The organism is Methanothermobacter sp. EMTCatA1, from assembly GCF_002356395.1.
Taxonomy (GTDB): Archaea; Methanobacteriota; Methanobacteria; order Methanobacteriales; family Methanothermobacteraceae; genus Methanothermobacter; species Methanothermobacter thermautotrophicus.
The window spans coordinates 1,277,283-1,302,530 of record NZ_AP018336.1 but is presented as its reverse complement, the minus strand read 5'-3'; the positions used below and the strand labels follow the sequence as shown (position 1 = coordinate 1,302,530).

Genomic DNA, 25,248 nt, shown 5'->3' with positions numbered 1-25,248 from the left:
GTTCACATAATCTCAAAACGCATTAACCTTTCATGAAGATGGGAGTGGTTCACTTGAAGATAATTGTTGATCCAGATAAGTGCACAGCATGTGGCGAGTGCCGGGAGGCATGCCCCAAGGGTGGTAAGATATGGACCATCCAGAGAGGGAAGCCTGCAACCCCATCAAATCTTGAATTCTGCCACCAGTGCATGATCTGCGCAAGTAAGTGTCCTGAGGGCGCCATAAGAATTATCAGGGATGATAACTATGAGAAGAAGTATGAAGACGAGGGAAACCCTTGAAACCCATGTGAAGGTGGATCTTGAAATCGACGGGAGTGGAAAATCAAGCGTGAACACCGGTCTCGGATTCCTTGACCACATGCTTGAATCAGTTGCACGCCATGGACTCCTTGACCTGGAGGTTGAGGCGAGGGGTGACCTGGAGGTTGACGACCATCATACCGTTGAGGATGTTGCCCTCACACTGGGGGAGGCCCTGAGGGAGGCCCTGGGTGATAAGAGCGGTATAAGGAGGATGGCCCATGCCATGGTCCCAATGGATGATGCCCTTGCAACCGTTGCCCTGGACCTCAGTGGAAGGCCCTATACGGTCCTTGAACTGGAATTCGATGATGCTGTGATAGGTGATGTGAAATCACAGAACATAGGACACTTCATTGAGTCCCTTGCGGTATCTGCAGCCATGAACATCCACGCCTCCGTGAGGGGAAGGAACGACCATCACAAGGCCGAGGCTCTATTTAAGGCCCTTGCCCTTGCAATCCGGGACGCTGTCCGGGTTGAACACGGGGAAATTCCAAGCACGAAGGGCAAATTGTAATATGGAACAGGATATGGGATGAAAACTCCAGTTCCAGATAATTTAGCCGGCATTCCGGCTCCACTGAAACAGTAAAGCACCTCTCCACGCAACCGTAAGCCCCTTTTTTTCATTGATTAACATGAGTCACCTCCATGGTGGATTGTGCCTCAGCCATGTTCATCCAGAGACCACCATGGGGACCCAGAAAACATCAGACACGCTTCAAGTATATCCATTCACTGATAATATCAAATCTTAATTTGTAAACATTTATTAACCTTTTTTAACATATATTGTATCAGGATCAGGCTCACCGGCCATGATCATATCATTGAAGGACTGCAAATCGCGGTTATCAACTGGAATGGGGGTGAACGTTTTGTGTGAACTTTTAGGAATGTGTTTCAACCAGGAGGTGCAGCCATCCTTCTCCTTGAGGGGTTTCAGGATGAGATCAGAGCGCAACCCCCACGGATGGGGGCTTGCCTTCTATCCGGACAAATCCGTCCAGGTGTATAAGGAGCCAGTAAAATCCAGAAAAAGCATTATGGCGGAGATCATGGAGGGCTATAACCTTATCAGATCCAGCATCATAATGTCCCATGTCCGGACTAAAAGCAGTGGAGAGATCTCCCACAAGGATACCCATCCTTCCAGAGGGAGTGGGACGGTAGAGAATATGTATTCGCCCACAATGGCACCCTAAATGCAGAATTTAACCTGGAAGACGGAAGATACCGGCCAGTAGGTGAAACTGACTCTGAGATAGCCTTTTGCCATATCATGAACCAGATCAGCGAAAAGGGGGTTACATTCAAGGATGAATCAGAATACAGGTGGCTATGGGACCTCCTGCGGGATATAAACCAGCGCGGAACATTCAACTGCCTTCTATCCGATGGCAGGCATCTCTTCTGTTACCATGACCATGCCGGATACAATGGTCTCTGCCAGCTGCACCGAAGGGCACCCTATGATAAAGTGAAACTCCTGGACGATGACTACGAGATAAACCTTGCCCATGAGAAAAGACCCGACCAGGAGGGCTACATCATCGCAAGCAATCCTCTGACCAATGAAAAATGGGAAGAATTCCAGGAGGGTGAACTGAGGGTCTACAGGGATGGTAAACTGGTATACAGCTCCGGAGAATAGGTTAATCTGAACCTCTCCATCCCCACTTCATTTTGCTGTGGAACTTCAAAACTTGTGTGGATGTCTTTTCAGCTGAGACCTGTAAAATTATATTAAAGGGAGAAAAAAGTAAAATCAGAACTGATCTATTCTGGTTTGGCCAGAAGATCAGTTTTGCTTAATGTTTCGCCCTCTTTACCGTGTGGTGTTCTGAGGACGGTGTCGTTGGCCTTTTCAATCTCCCTTGCTTCTACTGCAAGTTTGGCTGCTGCAGCCAGCATTTCATGTGCTGATGCAACTATTGGTATGTACTTGTCTGGATCCTGCACCATGAAGCAGCCCTTAACGTCTATATCTGCAACCTTGGTGGCTATCTCATATGCTGCCATGGCCTTGGCCTTTGCATATGGGTTCTCATATCCTGCTGCCTCAACAGCCACGTCGGTATCTATAACAACCTGTGGAAGTTCAGGAGCCTTTCCAGCCTCAACATCGGCGATCATGGCATCAATTGTGTTCTGAACGACCCTGTATGCACCTGTGAATGCCAGAACCTTTATAACGTCGGAGTTGAAGGATGCCATCTCTGTTGGGTCCAGGAACTCCCTCCTGGCACCTATCATTGGGTCCGCCTTAACTATGATGTAACCGAGTCCCTGTTCCTCTATTTCATCCTTTACCCTCAGACCTGGAGCGTCACCAATTATCATGGCAGGGACGTCAGCCTCTGATAGGAGTTCCCTTGCCTTTGCAGGGCCCGGTGCACCTGGGTTTGGACTTATAAATATAACAAAGTCCCTGTCCATTTCAAGCATGGTGGGTACTGCCCTCTCAATTTCATCAGGGTTCATCTTTGCACCAGAACCAACCACACAGACATCTATGTTTGGCCTGTCGGCCCTCTCATCTAGTAACAGGTCAAGTACCGGTGAGGTCCCGATGTTACCGCATCTTATTATCCCAATTTTTACAACCATTAGATCACCAGAATCTTATTATTTTGCACCTTATTAAGTATTTTATGATTTAAAGATTATGATTAAGCTTTTATATCAGTAGTATATTTTTCACGGTTGCTGGGATGCGGATGGTTAAAATTCAAATTATAAATAATATTTTAATCATTTAATTTAATATTAAATTTATTAATCACAGGGTCTTTCAACAACAAGGACATTGCCCGTGAAGATCCTTGAAAATATCTCCCTCTTAACTGTGATCCTCCCAAGTGCAGGGTCCGCAAGTGTGACATTTCTCTCATCCATGGACATGATGACTGTGTAGTGACATGTGTCTCCATACTTAACAAAGACTATGTGGTTTTTTCTAAGATCATTGAGTTCCATTTTAACTCCCCTTGCTCTCAGGCCCTTTGAACTTGCTGCAAGGATCAGTCCATACATTGTGGTACCTGATTCGTCTGTACCTGCAAGTTCTGCAAGTTCTGCCTCGGTACAGTTCACTCCAAGGTTTCTGAGGACCGTTGCAAGCGCTGCCGGTCCACAGCTGTAGCTCCTGCTCTGCATGACTATAACCTCATCACCCAGAGATGTTCTCATAATAAAAACCTCCATTTTAATACTAATGTTAATAATTAATTATTAAATGTTATTAATAAATGTTGGTGATCTGTGGAATATGAAAGAACCTCAGGGATCTCCAGAGAAACAATCAGCTGAGAATATGAGAAGAGAATACAGGTAGAGCTACCGGAAAAAACAGGTGCGCAGAAAGCCAGAACAGCCTACCTGAAATGTCTGCGGGCATCCCAGATTCGTTTCATGGACTTAAAACCACCTCTGGGACCGGCAAATTCATTAAAATCTTCTACAAGCTCTGAAAGCTTGCTTAAAGCAGCTTCAGCGTTTCTAACAATGTCTGATGCTGCTGGTGGTCTGACATCATCCACCACATCCCTCAGATCACCAGCATCAGCAACCGGTATCCCCACCTCACCGGCGAGGTCAACACTGGCATGCCTCCCGTGGAAGCCCTTAATCTTGATGGAGGGGACACCCAGTACCGCCGCCTCGATTGTGATGCCCATTCCGGCACCGTATACCATGAGGTCAGCGGCGCTCATGAGGGAGGGAAGGTCAACGAAGCCCTCAAGTACCTCCACGTTGCCAGATTTTACAAAGCTCCTGACATAATCCGGGCTGAAACGGAACGGGACAACCAGGACTCTCCTGTCAAGTGCTTCAACCCCTGAGATCACCTCCGGTATGTCCCTCCTCCTCAGGTCCCCGCCAAGTACAAGGAGGGTGTAGTCCCTTATCCCCGGGTCTACGATCTGGAGGCGGCTCACATAGAGGGCGTGGGGGTATCCTCCGATGACCTCAACATTCTCAAGGAGGTACTGGTCCTCAAGGTAATCCCTGTAGCGTCCTGAGGGTGCCGTTACAATGTCTGCGAAGGCTATCATCTCGATGGGGTTGTAGATATCCTGCTCAACGTGGAGGACACCGATACCCCTGAGACGTGAAGCCGCTATGGCCTTCCTGACATCGCCGGCATTTCCACATGTGAGGACCAGGTCCGGTTCTATCACCCCGAGGTGCCTCCAGGTCCTCATGATATCCCTAATGACAAGTGCTCCAACCTCAACCGCCCTCCCTGAGCGGCTCCTACCTGCACCCATGGAATAGAATCTTGAACAGAGGCCATCAAGGATCTCCCTAACACCATCACCATGACAGAGGCAGTGATAATCATGTTCAGTGTCTTCCATGAGGGGGTGGAATGTCTTCGCAGGGGCCATTTCAGCTGCAACTGCCAGCCTCAGAGTAACACCTCCAGAGAACGTATATTGCTGATATAGATCCTATAAGGTAGAATACCCAGACCACAAGGTCCGTGGGTCCTGTTTCAACCCATACAATTGTCTGGGCCAGTATGATGGAGTATATGCCAGTGAAAAAGCCTTCGAGAACTCCCTGAATTCGGTGCATGAGCCCCAGAAGCAGGCCCAGTATAAACATCTGGAAAAGCATTGCATGTAATCCAAAATCGAGGAGGGATGGTCCAAAAATCGTGGAGGTTGTGGAGTGCCTGTAACCCAGTACAGCCTCCCCAACGATTGCCCTGGGGTCGGTGGAGTGGATGTACCCTGTCAGGGTGTAATAGAGAAGTTTGCCGCCTGTTGCACCCTGGAGGGATATTATCCTGTCAAAGACTGTGAGGGTGTAGCCTGCCCTGTAGAGGAGAAGTTCGACAGGGTTAAGGGTCCAGGTCTGCCACTCAATGGATTTAACTGCAACGTAGCCAACAAGAAGAGCTGCAACTGCAAGCGCAGAGATTAAAACTCCCAGTTCCCTCCAGGAGGGCCTGGCTGAATAGTAGAGGGTTATGGTGCCGCTGAGGAGTATGACCACCACAGTTGTCCTGTAACCTGTGAGGGCGAAGAGAATGGCCCCCATGATGAGGGGGATGTAGTATTTCCTCCGTGGATACGCTGCCAGGAGTATGTTGATGGATGGGAGGAATAACAGGTATGAGATGAACCATAACTTTGTGACAGCCCTTGCCTTGAGGTATCCGCTTAGGAGTGGGATTCCCCCCAGAAGATACAGGTTAATGGCCTGGATGAGAATTCCGGCAATCACTAACGCCACGAGGAATGGTTCAGAACCTTCATGGGTCCTTATCTTCCCTATCCTGAACCCTGATGATAGGTAAAAACCTGCAATGAGGGCGACCGTTCCGGTGGCAATGTAGATGATGGAAAGGGCTGAAGGTGGTTCAAGTCCCCTCAGGCCGAGTCCGGTTCCGGTCAGTGCCAGGGAAAGGTAGATTATAATGACAGCCACCACTGAGTATGGTGAAAACACATCAAACCTCATTTATGGTCCTCCTCCCTGGCAGCAGAAATCCCTCCATGCTAAAACTCCCAGGCATTCCGTGTGAAATTTGCAGCAAACTGTGGGCAGGATGCAGCATGTATGTGGATGTAGCTTGCAAGGGATGAGCCTGATGTGATACCATCAAGGGAATCCACTATCCCTCTCCCCCGGAGGACCCTGAAGGCGAATTTTCCGCCTGAAGCCCCCAGGACCCTTGAGTAGTGGAACTCATGTCCCCTGAATTTATCACCGGCCTCTGTGATCAGGTTATCCATCACTGCCTCGGCTATCACGTAACTCAATCCCTGGACGCGTCCTGTCATTTCAGCGGGGTGTGGGAAAACACCGCACATTTCACGTTCATCGATTGAACTCATGAGGTACATGAGGCCCCCGCATTCCCCGAAGATAGGTCTCCCATCTGCATGGAACCTCTGGATGGACTTCCTCATTGAGGTGTTGGATTCAAGTTCCGCTGCAAAGATCTCGGGGTATCCCCCACCGATGTAGACGGCGTCAACATCTGGAAGCTCCTCATCGTGTATGGGGCTGAAGGGAACCACAGATGCTGCGTTGTCCTCAAGGGCCTCAATGTTCTCCTGGTAGTAGAAGTTAAAGGCCTCGTCGATGGCAACACCTATCCTAACCCTCTTTCTGTTTCCCCTCTGCCAGAGAGGTTCCCTTTCACCCCTTATCTTCCCTGCGGAGGACATTATATCCTGAAGGGCCTCCAGGTCAATGTACTCCTCCATTGCAAGGCCCCACTTCTCGATTTGGGCTGCTATGGTATCCCTCTCAACTGCAGGGACAAGGCCGAGGTGTCTCTGTTCAACCTCGAGTTCACTGCTGCGGGGTATGCCCCCAATAACCGCTGTGCCGGTCAGTTCCTCCACCGCCCTTCTGGTCTTGAGGTAGTGCCTCCTGTTCTTGACCTGGTTCAGTATGACGCCCTCTATTTTAACCTCCCTGTCGAGGCTTCTGAATCCCAGGACCATTGCTGCAGCGCTCTTAACAAGGCTCCTTGAGTTTATTATAAGGACAACCGGAGCATCGAGGGCCTTTGCAACGGATGCAGTACTTCCTGTATCCCCTATCGGGCTTATACCCTCATATAATCCCCTTACGCCCTCTATTATGCCCATCCGGGATCCTGATAATTTCATGGCCCTTGTGAATGCCTCCCTTATCTGGGCCTCTGTCATGAAGAATGAGTCAAGGTTCCTTGAGGTGTTGCCGGTGGCCATGGTGTGATAGGATGGGTCTATGTAGTCTGGGCCAACCTTGAAGGGCTGCACGCCTCTACCTGAGAGCGCCTTCATTATCCCTGTTGCTATTGTGGTCTTACCAACCGCACTCCCTGTCCCTGCAAGTACAACTCTCATGTATGATGGTCAGCGCTCAATTTATTTAAATTATTTGTAACAAACAGAGAAAAATGACCGGAGCTGATGGAATGCATCAGCCCCGTAAGATACCCTGCGGCCGACAGAAGATGATGGAGTTTAGAGACTGCATCAGCACCTGATAAGGTACCTTGCCCTTGCTGTGTGGGACTTTCCATGTACAAGACAGAAATCCGCGTCACAGTGACTGCATACCCACATACCCTCTGGACAGGTGGGACCCTTCTCATACCTCAGTGTACCGTCCCTGCCACAGAAGGGGCAGTGGTTCCTGAAGGCAGCCCTGTGTTCAGCGTAGTCTGTGTGGAGTGAGCATGAACATCTACCCACCGATTCAACGTACTGTGAAGTTACCCTGTGGTAAGATGCTCCCACATCACGGGATATGCGTCTGTAGGCCCTGACGTGTTTCCTCTTGTAGACCTTCTTCCTGTAGTAGGCCTTTGTATGAACCCTCTTTTTCTTGTAGGTGTGCTTTGCTGCAGCAACCTTAACCGGCTTCACGGTTACAAAGTTCTTCCATCCTCCGCATCATGGGAAGCAGCCACACCTGCTGCTACCATGGGAAGGAGGAACAGGGATGTAATAAAAAATCGCTTAATTGTACCGCCTCCAATCCAGAAATACGTTTATCGTTCCCTCTGGATGGTAGGAATATAACTGCGAAGCCATATATAAATATTTTGCCTCCAAATCAAAAAATAAGGCATCATAAAACTCTTTTTTTCAATTAAAACCTTTTAATCCTTTTTCAAATATGCTGATAATGGATGTGTCATTTTTATTTCCCCTTTAAACCTCTTTGACAATCTAAATCGTCTTTTTCGAAAAATAAGTCATTTTAAGCTCCTTTCTGGTTGCGATGGTCCAATGGATTATACTGAAAGAGGCTGCAAAATCCATCTGGATCATTTAGAGGTCTGATTCGAATTTCGTGCCTGATTCGGTGGTTTAAATTGTGAAATAGCCGTTAAAATGTTCATATATCCAACTGTCATTAAAACTCATTTAATGGTTAATTTCTGGTCATCTGGCAGTCCAATCTAATGGTAAAATCTGGCAGTCCATGTACTGGTAAAATAATTAATAGAAGCCTCCACATATATACCTCCATGAGTCTCGGTGAAAGGGTCCAGGTACTAAGTGACAGCGCCCAGTTTGACCTGTGTGATTACAGTGCTGACCCATCACAGCGAAATACAGCTGTCCCTGGCATCTACTACACCAGTTACAGGGGCTGCAGGGTCCCCCTCTTCAAGGTGCTCCTCACCAACAGGTGCTGCAATGACTGCAGGTACTGTATAAACAGCTCATGCGAGATGCCGGTGGAGCTCAGCCCTGAGGAAATTGCCAGGGTATTCCTTGACTACTATGAGAGGAGATATGTTGATGGTCTCTTCCTAAGTTCCGGTGTCAGCCACGACCCGGATGAAACCATGGAGCGTCTCATAGAAACCCTCAGGATCCTCCGTCTGGAAGGCTATGGTGGTTACATACACCTCAAGATCATACCGGGATCCTCCATGGATAGCATAAAGAGGGCCATGGAGCTTGCAAGCCGTGTGAGCATCAACATCGAGACAGCCACCCCCGATGGCCTGGATGAGCTTTCATCAACCAAGGATTACGGTGTTGATATACTCCGGAGAATGAGGTGGATACACAGGTTACGGAAGAGGCACCCCGAACTTGCACCCTCAGGTCAGAGCACACAGCTCATGGTTGGGGCCGTTGATGAAACAGATGAGGATATAGTGAAAAGAGTCGGGTGGATCCATGACCGTTTCTCAATTAAAAGGGTTTACTTCAGCGGCTTCCAGCCCATGGAGGGCACTCCCCTCGAATCCAGGGATGAAGCTGATCCTATGAGGGTTCTTAGGCTTTATCAGGCAGATTCCCTCCTCAGTTCCTATGGTTTCAGTCCAGATGAACTCAGGTTCAGTGGGGGCTACCTTGACACGGACCTTGACCCGAAATATGCTGCTGCAATGGATATGGATATCTTTCCGGTTGACCTTGAGAGCGCACCCTACCATGAAATCATAAGGGTCCCCGGGATCGGTCCCAGGTCTGCCAGGAGAATAATTGAAATGCGCAGCAGGACACACCTCACACCTGAAAGGCTCAGGAAGATGGGTGTGAGAATGAATAGGGCAGAACCATTCATATACCTTGATGGCTTCCAGTCCACACTGGCTGAATGGGGTAAAGATAGAAGGGAGTGAAGCAGCCATGGGCGATCCACAGCTGCCTAAAGTTCAGAAAACAGCTCCCATATATCCGGGTACTTATCCCTCACCGCCTGCTCTATAAGGGCAGATGCCTCCCTGCTTATGCTGAATTCTGGCTGCGTCTTTTTAAGGTACCTTAAAACAGCTGCTGATCTTGCAGACCAAAGGGTAACCCTGGGATTCTTCTTAACTTCCCGTATGACCTCCTGGATGCGTGCATCATCATCCCTTCCTGTATCTTTTTCAGGTTCCTTCCTTGTCCTTGACTGGATCAGTGCATCCAGTCCCATTCCAAGGCCCTTCTTCTGTGTCATCCTATCCCTCCATTTCAAGTATTTCAGCTGCAAGTTTCATGTAGGCCTCTGTACCTGTACTTTCGGGGTCATAGGTTATGCAGGGCTTACCGTGGCTGGGGGCCTCTGCAAGGCGAACGTTCCTGGGTATCCTTGTCCTGAAGATGTTCTCCCTTTCACCGAAAAACTTCTCAACCTCCCTCTGTACGTCCCTTGCAAGTCGTGTCCTTGAATCGTAGAGGGTCAGCAGTATCCCCTTTATCGGACAGGGACTCTGGAGTCGTTCTTCCACCAGGTTCATTGTCTTCAGGAGGTCTGCCATGCCCTCAAGGGCATAGTACTCTGCCTGTATGGGTATTATGACACTGTCAGAGGCCACGAGGGCGTTGAGTGTGAGTATGCCCAGGGATGGTGGGGCGTCTATGAATATGTAGTCAAAGTCATTCCTCACATCCGCCAGTGACTCCTGGAGGATGGCATGGTATCCTATCTCACTGCTGAGCTCTATCTCGGCACCGCTGAGGGATATGTTGCTGGGTGCTATGTAGAGGTCCTGGAGCTCTGCAGGCATTATCACAGAGGACAGTGCTGCCTTTCGGCTCAGGACCGTGTATATTGTTGACTCCAGTTCTGACTTGTTTATCCCGAACCCAGTGGTTGCATTGCCCTGGGGGTCCATGTCGATTACAAGAACCCTCCTGTCAAGGAGGGAAAGTGCTGCTGACAGATTAACGGCTGTTGTTGTCTTTCCACAGCCACCCTTCTGGTTTATGATTGAAATTACCTCTCCCATCTCATCACCTGATGATCTAAGTTATAATTTATAACTTATAAAGTATATGTGATAAGTTATAAGTTATCAGATTAAAAAAATTATTAGAAGTTTATCCTCTCGGAGAGTTTAACAGGTAGCGGCAGTCTTCTGAAGGGCATGCCCTCTGTTTCAGCCCTTATACGTTCTATGAGTTCATCCAGGCCCATCTGGAGCTTTTCACCTGTTTCCCTCACATTGACCGTGAGTTTGCCCTCCATTTCACTGTCACCTATAACAACAACGTAGGGGACCCAGTCCTGGGCCGCATTCCTTATCTTCTTTCCGAGGGTCTCTGATCGGTCATCCAGGTCAGCCCTTATGTCAGCTGCGATAAGTTCTGATACCAGGTCACTGGCATATTCCATGTGGCGCTCTGCAATTGGAAGCACACGTACCTGGGTGGGTGAGAGCCACAAGGGCAGCATAGGTGGTTTTTCATCCATTTCAATGGCCGTCTTCTCAAGAAGGCTGCATATGACCCTCTCAATGCTGCCTGTTGGACTGCAGTGGAGTATTATTGGGTTTGCCTCCTCCTCATCACTGTTAACATAGGTTATCCCGAACCTCTCACCGCTTTCAACGTCAATCTGAACTGTTGGATTCTCTATCGGTCTTCCAAGGTAGTCTATAGCTGCGAAGTCCATCTTGGCAATCCAGTAGTGCTTCCTTGAGGGGAGTATCTCCAGGAGCACTGGTTTTCCGATTTTATCCGCTACTTCATGTACCCATTCCCTGTACTCCTCATAGAAGTCAGCCGTGGCCCTGAATATGACCTCATAGTTCACCTGGAGGTCCTGGCCGGTCCTCATGCACATCTCGACCTGCCTGGCGAATTCCTCAAGGGACTGATCAAGGTCAGCACATACCGTGTGGAGATCCGGCATTGTAAAGCCCCTGAGCCTCTTAAGACCAACCACCTCGCCCTTCTTTTCAAGCCGGAAGCTGTAGGTCGAGAGTTCATATATGGATGCAGGCAGGTTCTTCCAGGTCAGGAAGGAGTCTGAAAGGATCCTGAAGGCTCCGAAACAGCAGGCGTATCTCAGCATGAGCTCCTTCCTGTTCTTCATCCTGTACTGTCTTTCACCGAACTTCTCTGCATGTACCCTGATTGCCTCATCCTCGAGGTCATACATTATGGGTGTCTCAACTGGCATTGCCCCCTCACTGGTGACAAGCATGTAGACGTAGTCTGCAAGAAGGTCCCTTATCAGCCTTCCCCGGGGGTACCACCGGAGGTGTCCAACGTCTGCTGATGGCTCATAGTCTGCAAGTCCCTTCTCCCTCATGAGCCTAACGTGTGGTGGTTCTTCACCAGAGGATTCAAGTTCGCCAAGCTCATATTTCACCAGGTTCTCAAGGTCCCTGTTTTTGAACTCGAAGTCTCCGGGTTTAACCGTCTCTCCCCTATGGAGTATGAACCACTCGGATTCCTGGCTCTCCTCCTCCACCTTGGGGGGCTGTGGCCTTATGCTCCTTGATAGCTCTGAGAGTGGGTGACCCTTGCAGGATATCTTGAAGGCCTTGTACCACCCGAAAGGAACCCTTGAGACATCAACACCCTCGCTGCGCAGGGCTGATTCCATTCCCTCAAGGACCTCCACCGCTGTTTTGGGGGAGCTGAGCGAGGAGCTGAGGTGTGCGTAAGGGTATATCACGACTTTCTCTGCCTTAACGTCATTTAAAACCTTTATTATCTCATTAACCGCGTTTTCAATTACTGATTCAGGGTTATCCTCATCTTCGGCCTCCACTGCTGTGAAAACCACCAGGGACTCCCTGAAATCTCCCTGCATCTTATCTTCAGGGATTTCCTCTGCTATCCCTGTTTTATTCTTTGTCTCGTATTTCAAGTAATCAGAGTGAATTAACAGTATCCTCATGCCATCACCTTGGTAAGAATAACTAATGTTATTGTTTTTAAGGTGAGGGTTTTTAAATATTGCTCCAGTGGATCTTTAAACCCATAGTAATGTTCAGATGATGACCCTTAAGGGATCTCCTGAACCTCTTCAATGAGGTACATTCTGTGCTGATTGAAATGGAAATGTCCTGTCTCTGAGATTGAAAGGATCTTAAGGTGACCTCCCGGCACCTCCCCCCCATACCGTGTCGAATATCCGGGCATAGTTCTCTGCGATCTCAGGGTACTGGTTCCATATCCCGATGGCGGTTTCAGGGATGGGTGCACCATCGGGTGTGAAGCGTGAGAATATCCACATCATCTCCTGTGAATCCCGGACAAGCATCCTGACAGGGGGTATTTTCCTCACCTCAACCTCACCGGGTACATCAATCATCTCCCTGGCCATGATCCTCACCTCAACTCCACGACCGGTTATTCTATCAAGGGCCGGGCGGAGTGCCTTTATTTCATCCCTGAATATGAAGCCCATCCTCATCTTGAGTTCCTTCCTTGAACGGGATATTATCTCCAGTTCCTTCTTCACAATCTTCTCCTGTCCATGGATGAGCCATACAGGTGCCGGTACCCTGGCAACCCTGTCCTCATAGATTTCGGTAAGCCTGGACATGGCCTCATCAAGTTTTTTGATGATCCTACCCTTCTCCCTCCTGAACACCTCTGAGGGTGGCACCACATGGTACCTCATGGGTTTACCCCTCTCAACCTCCACGAAGCCCCTGTCTGAGAGCTGCCTCAGGACCTCATAGACCCTTGATCTTGGAATGCCTGAGACCTCAGCAACCTCCACTGCCCTGGCAGATACCAGCGAGACCATTGCAGTGTAGGCTGAGGCCTGATAATCTGTCAGACCCATGATCTTCAGGGATTCATTAACACCTCTATCCATAAACACACCTCACTCGTTATATCCCTAGAGTCCCCTCCCCATCTATCTGTTACATTTTATACTGAAATAGTGACAAAAATTATATATAATTTACTGCCAGTTTTTAATATGGTGATTGAAAATGAAGTACCGCTGCAAGGTATGTGACTACATATATGATCCGGAGGTGGGTGACCCCCGCTCAGGTATAGAACCCGGGACACCCTTTGAGGAACTCCCGGATGACTGGCTCTGCCCTGTGTGCAACGTGGGCAAGGACCAGTTTGAACCCCTCAGGGGTGAAATAAAACGCGTGCGACCCGAGGATATAGACATGTTCTGTTATCAGTGCTCCCAGACCGTCCGTGGAAGGGCCTGCACAATCAGGGGAGTCTGTGGAAAGGAACCAACAGTTGCCAGACTCCAGGACAACCTTCTATTCGCAATAAAGGGAATTTCAGCCTATCTCTACCATGCCAGGGAACTCGGATACACTGATGAGGAGGTGGACGCCTTCCTTGAGAGGGGATTCTATTCAACCCTCACAAACGTTAACTTCGATGCCGGGGAATTCATAGACCTTGCCCTTGAAGCAGGTGAGATGAACATCAGGACCATGAATCTCCTGAAGAAGGCCCACATTGACACCTACGGAGAACCCGAACCCACCGAGGTTAGGGTGGGGGCCCTTGAAGGTCCCGCCATAATCGCAACCGGCCACAGCCTCAGGGCCCTCGAGGAGCTTCTGAAGCAGACCGAGGGTACCGGCATAAACGTCTACACCCATTCAGAGCTCCTGCCAGCCCATGGCTACCCTGGACTCAGGAAGTACCCCCATCTTGCCGGCCAGCTCGGAGGCCCATGGTTCGACCAGAAGGACACCTTCTCACGCTACACTGCGGCCATACTTGGAACATCTAACTGTGTCCTGCTTCCCCGCGACGATTACAGGGATCGCATGTTCACCTGTGGTGTTGCAGCCCTGCCCGGCGTTGAACACCTGGAGGGCTATGACTTCAGTCCCCTCATAGATAAGGCCCTTGAACTACCCCCACTCAGTGAAGAAGATGCCACGACCCTAACAACAGGATTCGGGTTATCAACCATACTCTCACTGGCAGATAAGATCAGGGAGCTGGTTGAGGATGGTAAGATAAGGAGATTCTTCCTTGTGGGTGGCTGTGACTCCCCCCTCCCCAGGGCAAAATACTACACCGAGTTCGTGAGAAAACTGCCAGAGGACACCGTTGTCCTTACACTGGCCTGCGGAAAGTACCGGTTCAACTCCATGGACCTGGGTGACATCGAGGGGGTCCCGAGGCTCATAGACCTCGGGCAGTGCAACGATGCCATAGTGGCGGTTGAACTCGTTGAGGCCCTCAGCAACCTCTTCCAGATGGATATAAATGAGCTGCCACTCAGCATAATCCTCAGCTGGATGGAACAGAAGGCGGCCGCAATACTGTGGAGCCTCCTATCACTGGACCTCAAGGGCATGTACATCGGCCCAATCCTGCCTGGCTGGGCCAACGAGGACATAGTGAAGTTCCTGGTTGATAACTATGACCTCACACCAATAGGTGACCCTGAAGAGGATATCAGGAAGATACTGGGGTGATGGGAATGGAACTCACAGGAAAGGTGATGAAGATCAGTGACCTCATCGATTACCAGGACGGCTCGGTGGTCAGCAGGGAGATAATCCGCAAAGAGACAGGTACAGTTACCCTCTTTGCCTTTGACAGGGGTCAGGGCCTCAGTGAACACACCGCCCCCTTCGATGCAATGGTACAGGTCATTGATGGTGAGGCCGAAGTCACCATAAGCGGAGAGAAGCACCGCCTGGTTGCAGGTGAGATGATAATCATGCCTGCAGAAAAACCCCACGCCGTGATGGCTGTGAAACCCTTCAAGATGCTCCTCACCATGATAAGGTCCTGATCCAGGTCAATAAAACAGCAACAACCAGTCTTCTGATCTATGTTAAGAGAACAGCCAGCAACCCGGCTGTTATGATTGCAACGAAAAGGGTCCCCACCCTTTTCCCGAATTTTTTTGTTCCAAGAACAAGGGCTATTCCCCCCTTTATAAGAGTGTTTGAGATCCCCGCCAGTGTTATGGCGGCTGCAGCAGTTGATTGTGAGATGGAGCCCCCTGCTGCAAGGATTGACATGCTCACAGTTATTGCATCAACATCAGCAACACCTGAGATCACACTGGCCACAAGTACACCCCCACGGCCAAGATAGACACTGGCAGCCTTTGATATGAAGAGTATTGCAAGGAATAGGGCCCCAAATATTAGGGCCGGTTTGACAGAAAAGGGATTTTCAATCTTGATGTCTGAATCGATCCCTGATGATGACCTTATGAACATGGCTGCAAGCATAACACCCAGAACACCCATTGCAAGCATGGGAGGGGCCACATAACCCACAAGTGAGGAGTTAACAACTGAGACCTCCAGCAGTATCCTGAAGAACATCATGGAACTTGAAATGACCGCCGCGAATACCGCTGGTCCCATAAGGTCCTCTGAATCCCTCACCCTCCCTGCCATTGCAGTTACAACTGCAGTACTTGAAACCAGACCCCCTATGATCCCTGTAGCCCCAAGGCCCCTTTCGGGTCCGGCTATTTTCATGGCTATGTATCCAGCATAACTTATTGCAGATATGAAAACCACCATGAGCCAGACCTGGTAGGGATTGAAGACACCCCAGGGGCCAGTTGCGGTGTCAGGAAGGAGGGGGAGGATTACGAAGGCTATTATCAGGAACTTTATGGTGTCTATCATCTCCCTCTCACTTATCCTCCTCACTGCAACGTGTATGTACCTCTTCAGGGCCAGAATGGCCGTTACTATGATTGAGAGCATCACCGCCAGCCGGTAGTCATATGCAACACACATGGCCCCCAGGAGAAATGTGACAAGGGCAGCCACCTCCCCGGTTACCCCGATATCACCGCCCTCCCTGGTGCTTGCTGTGTAACTTACGACTATGAGGAGGATGATCCCAAGGAATGCCACAGGGAACGCCAGGAAAAACTTCCCTGAAAGATAGGCTGACAGTGCCCCTACAAGTGATATGAGCATGAAAGTCCTTATACCTGCAAATTCTGTCCTCTTGATCCGCCGCTCCCTCTCAATACCCACCAGCGCACCTATTGCAAGGGCTATCAAAAACTTAATTACCGGGAAGTCCATGTTATAATATATGGCAGTAACTTTAATATTAATTATCCCCCAATATTTAATAAAAATCGGGTTGATGATAATAATGGTGATTCCATGAAGAGTGATACAATAAAGAGGGGAATCCAGAGGGCACCCCACCGATCCCTCCTGAGGGCCTGCGGCCTGACAGATGATGACTTCGAGAAACCATTCATAGGTATAGCCAACAGTTACACTGACATAGTCCCCGGGCACATCCACCTGAGGGAACTTGCAGAGGCTGTTAAGGAGGGTGTGAATGCTGCGGGGGGTGTCGCATTTGAATTCAACACCATGGCGATATGTGATGGAATAGCCATGAACCACGACGGGATGAAGTACTCCCTGGCCTCAAGGGAGATAGTTGCAGACACCGTGGAGAGCATGGCCATGGCCCATGCCCTTGACGGCCTGGTGCTGCTTCCAACCTGTGACAAGATAGTCCCGGGGATGCTCATGGCAGCGGCCAGACTTGACATACCGGCCATAGTCGTGACCGGCGGGCCAATGCTCCCTGGAGAATTTAAGGGAAGAAAGGTGGACCTCATAAACGTTTATGAGGGTGTTGGAGCAGTCAGCACAGGTGAGATGTCAGAGGATGAACTGGAAGAACTCGAAAGATGCGCCTGCCCGGGGCCAGGATCCTGTGCGGGTCTATTCACAGCCAACACCATGGCATGCCTGACAGAGGCCCTGGGCATGAGCCTCCCTGGCTGTGCAACCGCCCACGCCGTAAGCTCACGTAAGAGGCAGATTGCAAGGCTCTCAGGTAAGAGGATAGTTGAAATGGTGCAGGAAAATCTGAAGCCAACCATGATAATGAGTCAGGAGGCCTTTGAGAATGCGGTTATGGTTGACCTCGCCCTGGGGGGCTCAACAAATACCACACTCCACATCCCGGCCATCGCAGCTGAGATCGATGGACTCAACATCAACCTGGACCTCTTTGATGAGCTGAGCAGGGTAATACCCCACATAGCATCAATCTCCCCGGCAGGTGAACACATGATGCTGGATCTTGACCGGGCAGGCGGGATACCGGCCGTCTTAAAAACCCTGGAGGACCATATAAACAGGGAATGTGTAACATGCACAGGCAGAACAGTCCAGGAGAACATTGAGAATGTGAAGGTAGGAGACAGGGACGTCATAAGGCCCCTTGACAGTCCAGTCCACAGTGAGGGCGGTCTTGCAATACTCAGGGGTAACCTGGCGCCCCGGGGATCGGTCGTGAAACAGGGAGCCGTTGCAGAGGACATGATGGTTCATGAGGGTCCTGCGAAGGTCTTTAACAGTGAAGATGAATGCGTGGAGGCCATATTCGGTGGCAGGATAGATGAGGGTGATGTGATCGTCATACGCTACGAGGGGCCCAAGGGAGGACCCGGCATGAGGGAGATGCTCAACCCGACATCTGCAATTGCAGGCATGGGCCTTGAAAGGGTTGCCCTTATAACCGATGGAAGGTTCTCAGGTGGTACAAGGGGGCCCTGCGTTGGCCATGTATCGCCTGAAGCCATGGAGGACGGTCCCCTTGCCGCGGTGAATGATGGGGACATCATCAGAATAGATATACCCTCAAGAAAACTTGAGGTTGACCTTAGTCCCCGGGAAATTGAGGAGAGACTCCAGAGTGCAGTTAAACCCCGCCGCAGAGTTAAGGGATGGCTTGCACGTTACCGTAAACTGGCAGGGTCCGCAGATACAGGTGCAGTACTCAGATAGGTGTCCATATGAATGACAGACGCGAAGTAATTGAGGCAGCCGCGTACCTCCTTCTGCTTGTGCTGGCAGTGGTTGCCTCCCAGCACATGAACGTGGTTGTATCAGGGAGCATGGAACCCGTCTTCTACCGTGGAGACATCGTCATAATCGAGAAGACCAGCTTCTTCGGGGTCCAGGAGATGGACCCTGAAAGCATCAGAAAGGGTGACATAATCATCTATGACGCCACCTGGTTCCCTGAACCCGTGATACACCGGGTCATAGGCGTTGAGACTGACAGAAACGGGGCCAGATATTACATCACAAAGGGTGATAACAACCAGGACCCGGACCCGGCCCCTGTCTATCCATCACAGGTTGAGGCGAGGGTGCTGACGGTGGGTTCACAGCCCCTCATGATACCCAGGGTTGGATACATAACACTCTGGCTTAAGGGACTCTGAATAAGGCAGGTGAAGAGATGTTCAGGTACATTGAAAAAGAGGCTAGGGATTCAATAACAGCAGCACTTGAAAAGCTCGGAATAAAGGTACCCCCGGAAATAAAACTGGAGGAACCACCAAACCCCCAGCTCGGGGACCTTGCATCCACAGTATCCTTCGAACTTGCAGGTGAACTCAGAAGGGCACCCATTGAAATAACGGCGGATATAATGTCTGTGATAGAAACCCCTGAAATATTTGAGACCATTGAATCCAAGGGGCCCTACATCAACTTTTTCGTCGATTACGGCAGATTCTCCAGCAGACTACTGGAGTCCATCCAGGATGACTACGGTTCACATCCCCCCAGGGAGGAGAGGGTGATCCTGGAACACACCTCGGCCAACCCCAACGGTCCCCTTCACATAGGCCATATAAGGAACGCCATCATAGGGGATTCCCTTGCAAGGATACTGAGGATGGCTGGCTACGACGTCGAAACCCAGTACTATGTTAATGACATGGGGAGACAGATCGCCATGATAGTCTGGGGCCTGCTGAACCTTGATGGAGACCTTGAGGACTACCCCGGGGATAAGATGGACCACAGGGTAGGTAAACTCTACTTCGAGGTCAACCAGAGGCTAAAGGAAAATCCAGGGATCAGGGACGAGGTGGATGAACTAATAAGGAAGTATGAGGCAGGGGAGAACGAGGAGCTATTCAGGAAGGTTGTTGAGTACTGCCTCAGCGGGATGGAGGAGACCATGAAAAGGCTCCACGTTCACCACGACCGCTTCGTATGGGAGGGCCAGTTCGTCAGGGATGGTACCGTTGACAGGGTGATAGAATCCCTCAGGAAAACCGGTTACACCGGCGAGAACGACGTCCTATACCTCGACCTTGAGGAATTCGGCCTTGAGAAGGAACTGGTGCTCACACGGTCAGATGGAACCTCCCTCTACTCAACCAGGGACATAGCCTACCACCTCCAGAAGTCAGAGGAGGGGGATGTTATCATCGATGTCCTTGGATCGGACCATAAACTTGCAGCCGAGCAGGTGGGGATTGCAGTGGAACTCCTGGGAGGTAAAAGACCCGAGGTCATATTCTATGAGTTCATAACACTCCCTGAGGGTTCAATGTCCACCAGGAGGGGTGTGTTCATATCCGTGGATGAGCTTATGGATGAAGCCCACAGCAGGGCCCTTCATGAGGTTAAAAAGCGGCGGGATCTTCCCGATGATGTTGCAGATGATATTGCAGAGTCCATCGGCAACGGTGCCATAAGGTACTACATAGCAAGGCTCTCACCCGAGAAGCACATCGTATTCCGGTGGGATGATGCCCTCAGCTTTGAGCGTGGCTGTGCATCCATCCAGTACGCCCATGCAAGGGCATGTAAACTCCTTGAGAAGGCGTCATTCACTGGTGAGGAGGATATTGAAGATGGATGGAAGCCCGAAGGTGATGAGAGAGAACTTGTCCGTCTTCTTGCACGTTTCCCTGTGGTGGTTGAAGAATCTGCACTTGCAAGGAGGGTTCACCCTGTGGCACAGTATGCCCAGGACCTTGCAAATACCTTCAACAGTTTCTACAGGTCCACGCCTGTTATAGGATCTGATTTTGAGGGTGCACGCCTTAGACTTGTTGATTCTGTTAGAAAAACCCTCAGAAACGCCCTCAATCTCCTGGGAATTCATGCCCCGGAGACCATGTAGGATCACTTCGGATCCTTCATTAAAATTTTTTTTGAGTGGCCTGGAGTCTTTGGACTGGATCACGATCATTAAGGTTTTTCTATTAATTAATTGACGGATGAAAAATTTCTTTAAACATGCATCAGTGGCATTCTGGGGTAAGAATATGATCCTGCCATACACCCTGCGTCACGATTCTGGTGTCCTGAATGAATATGATAAGGTTTTAATGAGCTTTAAGCCCATAAACCTGCTGAGTGGAACTCATATATCCCCCATGAGCCAGTGCATTATGGCCTTCTGGGCATGGAGCCTGTTTTCTGCCTGATCCCAGACAACCGAATGGGGACCGTCAATAACCTCGGCTGTTGTCTCCTGGCCCCTCACAGCCGGCAGGCAGTGCATGAATATGGCTTCGGGAGCTGCAAGTTCCATGAGCTCCATATTCACCTGGTATGGTCTGAAGACCTCTAAACGGTCCTCAGCCTCGTCTTCATATCCCATGCTCACCCAGACATCGGTGTAAACCACGTCGGCCCCCCTGACAGCCTCGGAGGGATCATGAATTACCCTTATCCGTGAACCTGTCTCATCTGCTATTTTCCCTGCCATCTCCCTGATGCCGGGGTCAGGTTCATAGCCGGGGGGGCAGGCAACATCCATGTCCATCCCCAGGGTGGCTGTTATGAGGAGGAGAGAGTGGCAGACATTGTTACCATCACCCACAAAAACCAGCCTTCCATCGAATCCCCCCAGCTTCTCCCTGATGGTCTGCATATCGGCCAGGGCCTGGCATGGATGTTCCAGGTCTGTCAGACCATTGATGACCGGGACAGATGCCTCGCCTGCAAGTTCAACCACGTCGGAGTGACTTATGGCCCTTATCATTATTCCATCAACGTATCTGCTGAGGGTCCTTGCTGTATCCGCTATTGGTTCGCCCCTTCCAAGCTGAAGGTCCGATGCAGAGAGGTAGAGGGGCTGAGCCCCCATCTGGAATGCCCCAACCTCAAAGGATACCCTGGTCCTTGTTGATGACTTCTCAAAGATCATGGCAAGTGTTTTACCCCTGAGGATCTTTTCCCTGATCTTCCCCTCCTTGTAGTCATCTGCGAGGTCAAGGAGGTCCACCACGTTATCCATGTCACATACAGATAGAAGGTGCTTCATCTGCCCAACTCCCTCAGGACCGCAGGTCCTCCATATGTTTAATCCTCTTCTCAACGAGTTCCCTGGTACCTATATCCCTCCTGTGGTAGAGCCTTCCCTTCACATGGGCCGTTGCTTCCTCACAGAGCTCCTCTGCAGAGTATATGTCATCTGCAGGGGCCACGAGTGCAAGTGCACGGGATGATGATGTGTATATGTGATCATCCTCCTGGTTCACAGCCGCATAATAGGTTATGACGCCCATATCCTCTATCTTCTTCTCGTCAACCTTTATCTCGGCGCCGGCAACACCTGATTCAGGGTAGCCCTCAGGTACCAGATACTTGCAGACCGTTGCAAGGTTCATGAAACTTGCTGATTTAAGGTTTCCATCCACTATACCCTCACATATTTCCAGCATGCTGGATTCAAGTAATGGGAGCACGTTCATTGCCTCAGGGTCACCGAATCGTGCATTGTACTCTATGAGTTTCGGACCATCTGCAGAGAGCATGAACTGACCATAAAGTATGCCCCTGTAGGGCCCTGTCTCCTTCCTTATGGCATCAACCGTCCTCTGCATTATTTCCACGGCGTCTTCATAGTCCTTCTGTGTCAGGAATGGAAGAAGCCCGTCTGAGTCAGAATATGATCCCATCCCTCCTGTTATGGGGCCCTGGTCGCCCTCATAGGCGTGGGGGTGGTCCTGGACTGCTGGCATTGGCACTATGTGTTCACCGTCGGAGAAGGCCTGTACAGTGAATTCCTCTCCAACAACCCGCTCCTCTATCACCACACTGGGATGACCGCCTATCCTTTTCTCAATGACCTCTGTTGCGTATTTGAGGGCCTCCATGTTATCCCTGAGGTGTTCTCCAACTATCTTGACGCCCTTTCCTCCTGTGAGGCCGACTGGCTTTACAACTGCCTCACTGTCAAAGTCTTCCATGAATTCACGTAGCTCCTCAGGGTCACTGAAGACCCGGTAGGTTATTGACCCCGGTATTCTGTAATCCTCAAAGAGTTTGCGCATGAATGATTTATCTGTTTCGATGCGGGCTGCATCCCTGGTGGGTCCCACCGAGGGTATACCTGCCTCCTCAAGGGCGTCCACCAGTCCAGCCTCAAGGGGGGCCTCCGGCCCTATGAATGCCATGTCAACTCCCTTCTCTGATGCGAACCTGACCACCCCTTCGGTGTCAACTTCAGGAGCAACAGTGAATTCCCTGGCGAGCCTTGATATACCCGGGTTTCTGTTACCCATCACAGAGTATATGGTTGCTTCATCTGCCAGTGCACTGCATATGGCATGTTCCCTTGCTCCTGTTCCCACAACAAGTATTTTCATCGGATAATCCTCCTGGAAATTGATAAGGTTAAATCTCCCTATTGTTTTATATAATCTTAGCACTTATTTGAAAGTATATATTTTATAGGAAATATGTCATTAATAATAATGACAGATTCCGTTCAAGGTGTTTCCAATGAAAGGTGGCCAGGCAATAATCAGATCACTTCTGGATCAGGGAGCAGACACCGTATTCGGATACCCCGGTGGACAGTTACTGCCACTCTATGATATGCTCTATGATTCTGAACTTAAACACATCCTCGTAAGACATGAACAGTGCGCAGCACACGCTGCAGACGGATATGCAAGGGCCTCAGGAAGGGTGGGGGTCTGCATAGCTACCTCCGGTCCCGGGGCAACAAACCTTGTAACAGGCATTGCAACGGCCTACATGGACTCAGCCCCCATCGTGGCCATTGCAGGTCAGGTCCCAACACACCTCATTGGAAATGATGCATTCCAGGAGGTGGACATGATAGGGATAACCATGCCCATCACCAAGCACAGTTTCCAGCCATCAGACGCCAGCGAGATACCTGCAATTGTCAGGGCAAGCTTCCACATAGCAAAGACAGGACGGCCAGGACCGGTTGTTATAGACCTCCCCAAGGATATACAGGAACAGGAGATCATGGAGGAGGTTGATGACCTGGAGCTCCCAGGGTACAGGCCCAATGTAAAGGGCCACCCCCTCCAGATAAAGAGGGCCGCTGAACTCATAAGGAGGTCAGAAAAACCCGTCATACTTGCTGGTGGAGGAGTTATAATATCAGGGGCGTCCAGGGAGATAAAGGAATTATCAGATCTCATAAAGGCCCCGGTGACAACAACACTCCTTGGTAAGGGTTCCTTTCCTGAGGACCACCCTTCAGCCATGGGTATGCTCGGCATGCACGGCCGCAAGGTGGCGAACCTGACAGTGGACGAATGCGACTGCCTCATAGCCGTTGGATGCAGATTCTCAGACCGTACAACAGGGAACGTTGCAGAATTCGCCCCCAACGCCAGGATAATACACGTCGACATCGACCCCGCTGAGATAGGTAAGAACGTTGGGGTTGATGTCCCCATCGTTGGAGATGCAAGAAACGTCCTCAGGGAACTCATAGCAAAACTCAAAAAATATGAAAAGAGGGACAGCCAATGGCTTGAAAGCGTCCAGAAATTCCGTGCCGATTGCATGCCAAGGATGAGCTATGATGAGGTGCCCCTGAAGCCCCAGCAGGTTATAAAGGAGATAAGCCAGGTCCTTGATGACGAGACGGTCGTTACAACGGATGTGGGACAGAACCAGATGTGGATGGCCCACTTCTACACATCCCGTGCCCCCAGAAAGTTCATATCATCAGGAGGCCTTGGAACAATGGGCTTCGGTTTTCCAGCCGCCATAGGTGCCAAGGTGGCACTGCCTGATAGTGACGTTGTTGCAGTGTGCGGTGACGGCGGATTCCTCATGGTCTGCCAGGACCTTGCAACCATAAGGGAATACGACATCCCGGTGGTGATATGTATCATGGACAACAGGCACCTTGGAATGGTGGCGCAGTGGCAGCGCCTCTTCTATGATGAGAGAATGTCCCATACACACCTGGGCGAAGTTCCGGACTTTGTGAAGCTGGCTGAATCATTTGGAGTGGAGGCTGAGAGGATAGAGGAACCCGGTGAAACCTCTGAAGCCCTTTCAAGGGCAATAAGGTCTGGTGAACCTGCCCTCCTTGATATAGTGATAGATCCTGATGAGATACTCCCCATGGTCCCCCCCGGCTGTGGTCTCACCGAGATAGTGGGGGAGTACCGGGTTGAAAGGGAGGACCCCCAGGAAATTAAATACTCCCCAGGGAAGGCGGATGGTGATTGAGATGGAACCCGATACCCATATCATAAGCGCCCTCGTGGAGCACAAACCAGGAGTGCTCCAGCGAGTTGCAGGACTCTTCACAAGACGTGGATTCAACATTGAAAACATAACGGTCGGGGAATCAGAAACCCCAGGCATTGCCAGGATGACAATAATCGCCAGGGGCGACGACAGGGTGCTTGAGCAGATAACAAAGCAGCTGAACAAGCTCATAGACGTCATAAAGGTCAGGGACCTTGAACCCGCGGCAACTGTTAAGAGGGAGCTCTGCATGGTCAAGGTCCACGCCCCATCAGAGAGTGAAAGGTCAGAGATAATACAGTACACCAACATATTCAGGGGGAGGATAGTGGATGTGAGTCCCGATGCCCTGACAGTTGAGGTTACAGGGGACTCTGAAAAGATAGACGCCTTCCTGGAGCTTCTGAGGAACTTTGGAATAAAGGAACTCGCAAGGACAGGGCCAACTGCAATGTCCCGTGGAAGCAGGACAATGTGATGCTCAATGCGGAA

General features: G+C 50.3%; 23 protein-coding genes and 1 pseudogene. 11 read left to right on the top strand and 13 right to left on the bottom strand.

Features of this window, described 5'->3' with window-relative positions:
- Positions 1 to 44: 44 nt before the first annotated feature.
- From tca_RS07015 to tca_RS09240, 3 genes and pseudogenes are all read left to right on the top strand, one after another.
- Positions 45 to 284 carry a 4Fe-4S binding protein gene (locus tca_RS07015; RefSeq protein ID WP_369798278.1) on the top strand — a complete coding sequence of 80 codons (240 nt, stop codon included), beginning with the start codon at positions 45 to 47 and terminating at the stop codon, positions 282 to 284.
- On the top strand, positions 250 to 825 hold the full coding sequence (gene hisB / locus tca_RS07010; RefSeq protein WP_048061060.1) for an imidazoleglycerol-phosphate dehydratase HisB: 576 nt from the start codon (positions 250 to 252) through the stop codon (positions 823 to 825). Before tca_RS07015 ends, hisB begins: the two co-directional genes overlap by 35 nt.
- A gap of 301 nt (positions 826 to 1,126) precedes the next feature.
- Positions 1,127 to 1,962: pseudogene (locus tca_RS09240) on the top strand (class II glutamine amidotransferase).
- Between the two features lie 125 nt (positions 1,963 to 2,087).
- Here the strand turns inward: tca_RS09240 and tca_RS06995 are convergent.
- The 6 genes from tca_RS06995 to tca_RS06970 all read right to left on the bottom strand — a co-directional run bounded on the left by tca_RS06995 (position 2,088) and on the right by tca_RS06970 (position 7,690).
- A complete protein-coding gene (locus tca_RS06995; RefSeq protein WP_010877074.1) occupies positions 2,088 to 2,918 on the bottom strand; it encodes a F420-dependent methylenetetrahydromethanopterin dehydrogenase in 831 nt (276 codons plus the stop codon).
- Between the two features lie 168 nt (positions 2,919 to 3,086).
- Positions 3,087 to 3,500, bottom strand: coding sequence for a C39 family peptidase (locus tca_RS06990; RefSeq protein ID WP_286708764.1), 414 nt, complete (start codon positions 3,498 to 3,500; stop codon positions 3,087 to 3,089).
- A gap of 185 nt (positions 3,501 to 3,685) precedes the next feature.
- A complete protein-coding gene (locus tca_RS06985; RefSeq protein WP_115892680.1) occupies positions 3,686 to 4,702 on the bottom strand; it encodes a hypothetical protein in 1,017 nt (338 codons plus the stop codon).
- Between the two features lies 1 nt (position 4,703).
- A complete protein-coding gene (locus tca_RS06980) occupies positions 4,704 to 5,783 on the bottom strand; it encodes an oligosaccharide repeat unit polymerase family protein (protein ID WP_286708763.1) in 1,080 nt (359 codons plus the stop codon).
- Positions 5,784 to 5,821: 38 nt separating this feature from the next.
- Positions 5,822 to 7,165 (bottom strand): Ni-sirohydrochlorin a,c-diamide synthase, encoded by a 1,344-nt coding sequence (gene cfbB / locus tca_RS06975; protein ID WP_286708762.1) that lies wholly within the window; start codon positions 7,163 to 7,165, stop codon positions 5,822 to 5,824.
- 132 nt (positions 7,166 to 7,297) lie between these two features.
- A complete protein-coding gene (locus tag tca_RS06970; protein ID WP_010877069.1) occupies positions 7,298 to 7,690 on the bottom strand; it encodes a hypothetical protein in 393 nt (130 codons plus the stop codon).
- 608 nt (positions 7,691 to 8,298) lie between these two features.
- On the opposite strand from tca_RS06970, the gene tca_RS06965 reads away from it, so the two are divergent.
- Positions 8,299 to 9,411: a radical SAM protein gene (locus tca_RS06965; protein ID WP_286708761.1), complete on the top strand. Its 1,113-nt coding sequence runs from the start codon at positions 8,299 to 8,301 to the stop codon at positions 9,409 to 9,411.
- 26 nt (positions 9,412 to 9,437) lie between these two features.
- Here the strand turns inward: tca_RS06965 and tca_RS06960 are convergent, their stop codons facing one another.
- The 4 genes from tca_RS06960 to tca_RS06945 all read right to left on the bottom strand — a co-directional run bounded on the left by tca_RS06960 (position 9,438) and on the right by tca_RS06945 (position 13,334).
- The gene (locus tca_RS06960) at positions 9,438 to 9,731 is read right to left on the bottom strand and encodes a hypothetical protein (RefSeq protein WP_286708760.1); all 294 of its coding nucleotides are present in this window, start codon (positions 9,729 to 9,731) and stop codon (positions 9,438 to 9,440) included.
- 1 nt (position 9,732) lies between these two features.
- A complete protein-coding gene (locus tca_RS06955; protein WP_286708759.1) occupies positions 9,733 to 10,503 on the bottom strand; it encodes a ParA family protein in 771 nt (256 codons plus the stop codon).
- 83 nt (positions 10,504 to 10,586) lie between these two features.
- Positions 10,587 to 12,404, bottom strand: coding sequence for a threonine--tRNA ligase (locus tca_RS06950; RefSeq protein WP_286708758.1), 1,818 nt, complete (start codon positions 12,402 to 12,404; stop codon positions 10,587 to 10,589).
- Positions 12,405 to 12,596: 192 nt separating this feature from the next.
- Positions 12,597 to 13,334 (bottom strand): TrmB family transcriptional regulator, encoded by a 738-nt coding sequence (locus tca_RS06945; protein WP_286708757.1) that lies wholly within the window; start codon positions 13,332 to 13,334, stop codon positions 12,597 to 12,599.
- Between the two features lie 121 nt (positions 13,335 to 13,455).
- Between tca_RS06945 and hcp the strand changes: the two genes are divergently transcribed.
- Both hcp and tca_RS06935 read left to right on the top strand, forming a co-directional pair.
- Positions 13,456 to 14,931 (top strand): hydroxylamine reductase, encoded by a 1,476-nt coding sequence (hcp, locus tag tca_RS06940; protein WP_286708756.1) that lies wholly within the window; start codon positions 13,456 to 13,458, stop codon positions 14,929 to 14,931.
- A complete protein-coding gene (locus tag tca_RS06935; RefSeq protein WP_394339332.1) occupies positions 14,931 to 15,254 on the top strand; it encodes a cupin domain-containing protein in 324 nt (107 codons plus the stop codon). The genes hcp and tca_RS06935 overlap by 1 nt, the downstream gene beginning before the upstream one ends.
- Positions 15,255 to 15,291: 37 nt before the next feature.
- On the opposite strand, the gene tca_RS06930 is transcribed toward tca_RS06935, so the two are convergent.
- Positions 15,292 to 16,521 (bottom strand): MgtC/SapB family protein, encoded by a 1,230-nt coding sequence (locus tca_RS06930; RefSeq protein WP_286708754.1) that lies wholly within the window; start codon positions 16,519 to 16,521, stop codon positions 15,292 to 15,294.
- 84 nt (positions 16,522 to 16,605) lie between these two features.
- Here tca_RS06930 and ilvD point away from each other — a divergent pair, with 84 nt between their 5' ends.
- Genes ilvD through argS form a run of 3 tightly spaced genes read left to right on the top strand, consistent with a single transcriptional unit; the run spans position 16,606 to position 20,398 of the window.
- Positions 16,606 to 18,255, top strand: a complete 1,650-nt coding sequence (ilvD, locus tag tca_RS06925) for a dihydroxy-acid dehydratase (protein ID WP_286708753.1) — start codon at positions 16,606 to 16,608, stop codon at positions 18,253 to 18,255.
- 8 nt (positions 18,256 to 18,263) lie between these two features.
- Complete coding sequence (locus tag tca_RS06920) at positions 18,264 to 18,698, top strand: signal peptidase I (RefSeq protein WP_010877058.1); 435 nt, start codon at positions 18,264 to 18,266, stop codon at positions 18,696 to 18,698.
- 17 nt (positions 18,699 to 18,715) lie between these two features.
- A complete protein-coding gene (gene argS, locus tca_RS06915; RefSeq protein WP_286708752.1) occupies positions 18,716 to 20,398 on the top strand; it encodes an arginine--tRNA ligase in 1,683 nt (560 codons plus the stop codon).
- A gap of 243 nt (positions 20,399 to 20,641) precedes the next feature.
- Here argS and argF read toward each other — a convergent pair whose 3' ends face one another.
- Both argF and purD read right to left on the bottom strand, forming a co-directional pair.
- Positions 20,642 to 21,547, bottom strand: a complete 906-nt coding sequence (gene argF / locus tca_RS06910; protein WP_010877056.1) for an ornithine carbamoyltransferase — start codon at positions 21,545 to 21,547, stop codon at positions 20,642 to 20,644.
- Positions 21,548 to 21,560: 13 nt separating this feature from the next.
- Entirely contained in the window at positions 21,561 to 22,874 is a 1,314-nt protein-coding gene (gene purD, locus tca_RS06905; RefSeq protein WP_048175988.1) for a phosphoribosylamine--glycine ligase, read from the bottom strand.
- A gap of 136 nt (positions 22,875 to 23,010) precedes the next feature.
- Between purD and tca_RS06900 the strand changes: the two genes are divergently transcribed.
- Together tca_RS06900 and ilvN are read left to right on the top strand one after the other, a co-directional pair.
- A complete protein-coding gene (locus tag tca_RS06900; RefSeq protein ID WP_048061055.1) occupies positions 23,011 to 24,735 on the top strand; it encodes an acetolactate synthase large subunit in 1,725 nt (574 codons plus the stop codon).
- Complete coding sequence (ilvN, locus tag tca_RS06895; protein ID WP_369798258.1) at positions 24,725 to 25,234, top strand: acetolactate synthase small subunit; 510 nt, start codon at positions 24,725 to 24,727, stop codon at positions 25,232 to 25,234. Before tca_RS06900 ends, ilvN begins: the two co-directional genes overlap by 11 nt.
- The last annotated feature ends 14 nt before the right edge of the window (positions 25,235 to 25,248 follow it).

Coding starts and splice junctions, on each gene's coding strand:
- hisB (WP_048061060.1), top strand. CDS start 250: ATGAGAAGAAGTATGAAGACGAGGGAAACCCTTGAAACCCATGTGAAG.
- tca_RS06995 (WP_010877074.1), bottom strand. CDS start 2,918: ATGGTTGTAAAAATTGGGATAATAAGATGCGGTAACATCGGGACCTCA.
- tca_RS06990 (WP_286708764.1), bottom strand. CDS start 3,500: ATGAGAACATCTCTGGGTGATGAGGTTATAGTCATGCAGAGCAGGAGC.
- tca_RS06985 (WP_115892680.1), bottom strand. CDS start 4,702: ATGGCCCCTGCGAAGACATTCCACCCCCTCATGGAAGACACTGAACAT.
- tca_RS06980 (WP_286708763.1), bottom strand. CDS start 5,783: ATGAGGTTTGATGTGTTTTCACCATACTCAGTGGTGGCTGTCATTATA.
- cfbB (WP_286708762.1), bottom strand. CDS start 7,165: ATGAGAGTTGTACTTGCAGGGACAGGGAGTGCGGTTGGTAAGACCACA.
- tca_RS06965 (WP_286708761.1), top strand. CDS start 8,299: ATGAGTCTCGGTGAAAGGGTCCAGGTACTAAGTGACAGCGCCCAGTTT.
- tca_RS06960 (WP_286708760.1), bottom strand. CDS start 9,731: ATGACACAGAAGAAGGGCCTTGGAATGGGACTGGATGCACTGATCCAG.
- tca_RS06955 (WP_286708759.1), bottom strand. CDS start 10,503: ATGGGAGAGGTAATTTCAATCATAAACCAGAAGGGTGGCTGTGGAAAG.
- tca_RS06950 (WP_286708758.1), bottom strand. CDS start 12,404: ATGAGGATACTGTTAATTCACTCTGATTACTTGAAATACGAGACAAAG.
- tca_RS06945 (WP_286708757.1), bottom strand. CDS start 13,334: ATGGATAGAGGTGTTAATGAATCCCTGAAGATCATGGGTCTGACAGAT.
- hcp (WP_286708756.1), top strand. CDS start 13,456: ATGAAGTACCGCTGCAAGGTATGTGACTACATATATGATCCGGAGGTG.
- tca_RS06935 (WP_394339332.1), top strand. CDS start 14,931: ATGGGAATGGAACTCACAGGAAAGGTGATGAAGATCAGTGACCTCATC.
- tca_RS06930 (WP_286708754.1), bottom strand. CDS start 16,521: ATGGACTTCCCGGTAATTAAGTTTTTGATAGCCCTTGCAATAGGTGCG.
- ilvD (WP_286708753.1), top strand. CDS start 16,606: ATGAAGAGTGATACAATAAAGAGGGGAATCCAGAGGGCACCCCACCGA.
- tca_RS06920 (WP_010877058.1), top strand. CDS start 18,264: ATGAATGACAGACGCGAAGTAATTGAGGCAGCCGCGTACCTCCTTCTG.
- argS (WP_286708752.1), top strand. CDS start 18,716: ATGTTCAGGTACATTGAAAAAGAGGCTAGGGATTCAATAACAGCAGCA.
- argF (WP_010877056.1), bottom strand. CDS start 21,547: ATGAAGCACCTTCTATCTGTATGTGACATGGATAACGTGGTGGACCTC.
- purD (WP_048175988.1), bottom strand. CDS start 22,874: ATGAAAATACTTGTTGTGGGAACAGGAGCAAGGGAACATGCCATATGC.
- tca_RS06900 (WP_048061055.1), top strand. CDS start 23,011: ATGAAAGGTGGCCAGGCAATAATCAGATCACTTCTGGATCAGGGAGCA.
- ilvN (WP_369798258.1), top strand. CDS start 24,725: ATGGTGATTGAGATGGAACCCGATACCCATATCATAAGCGCCCTCGTG.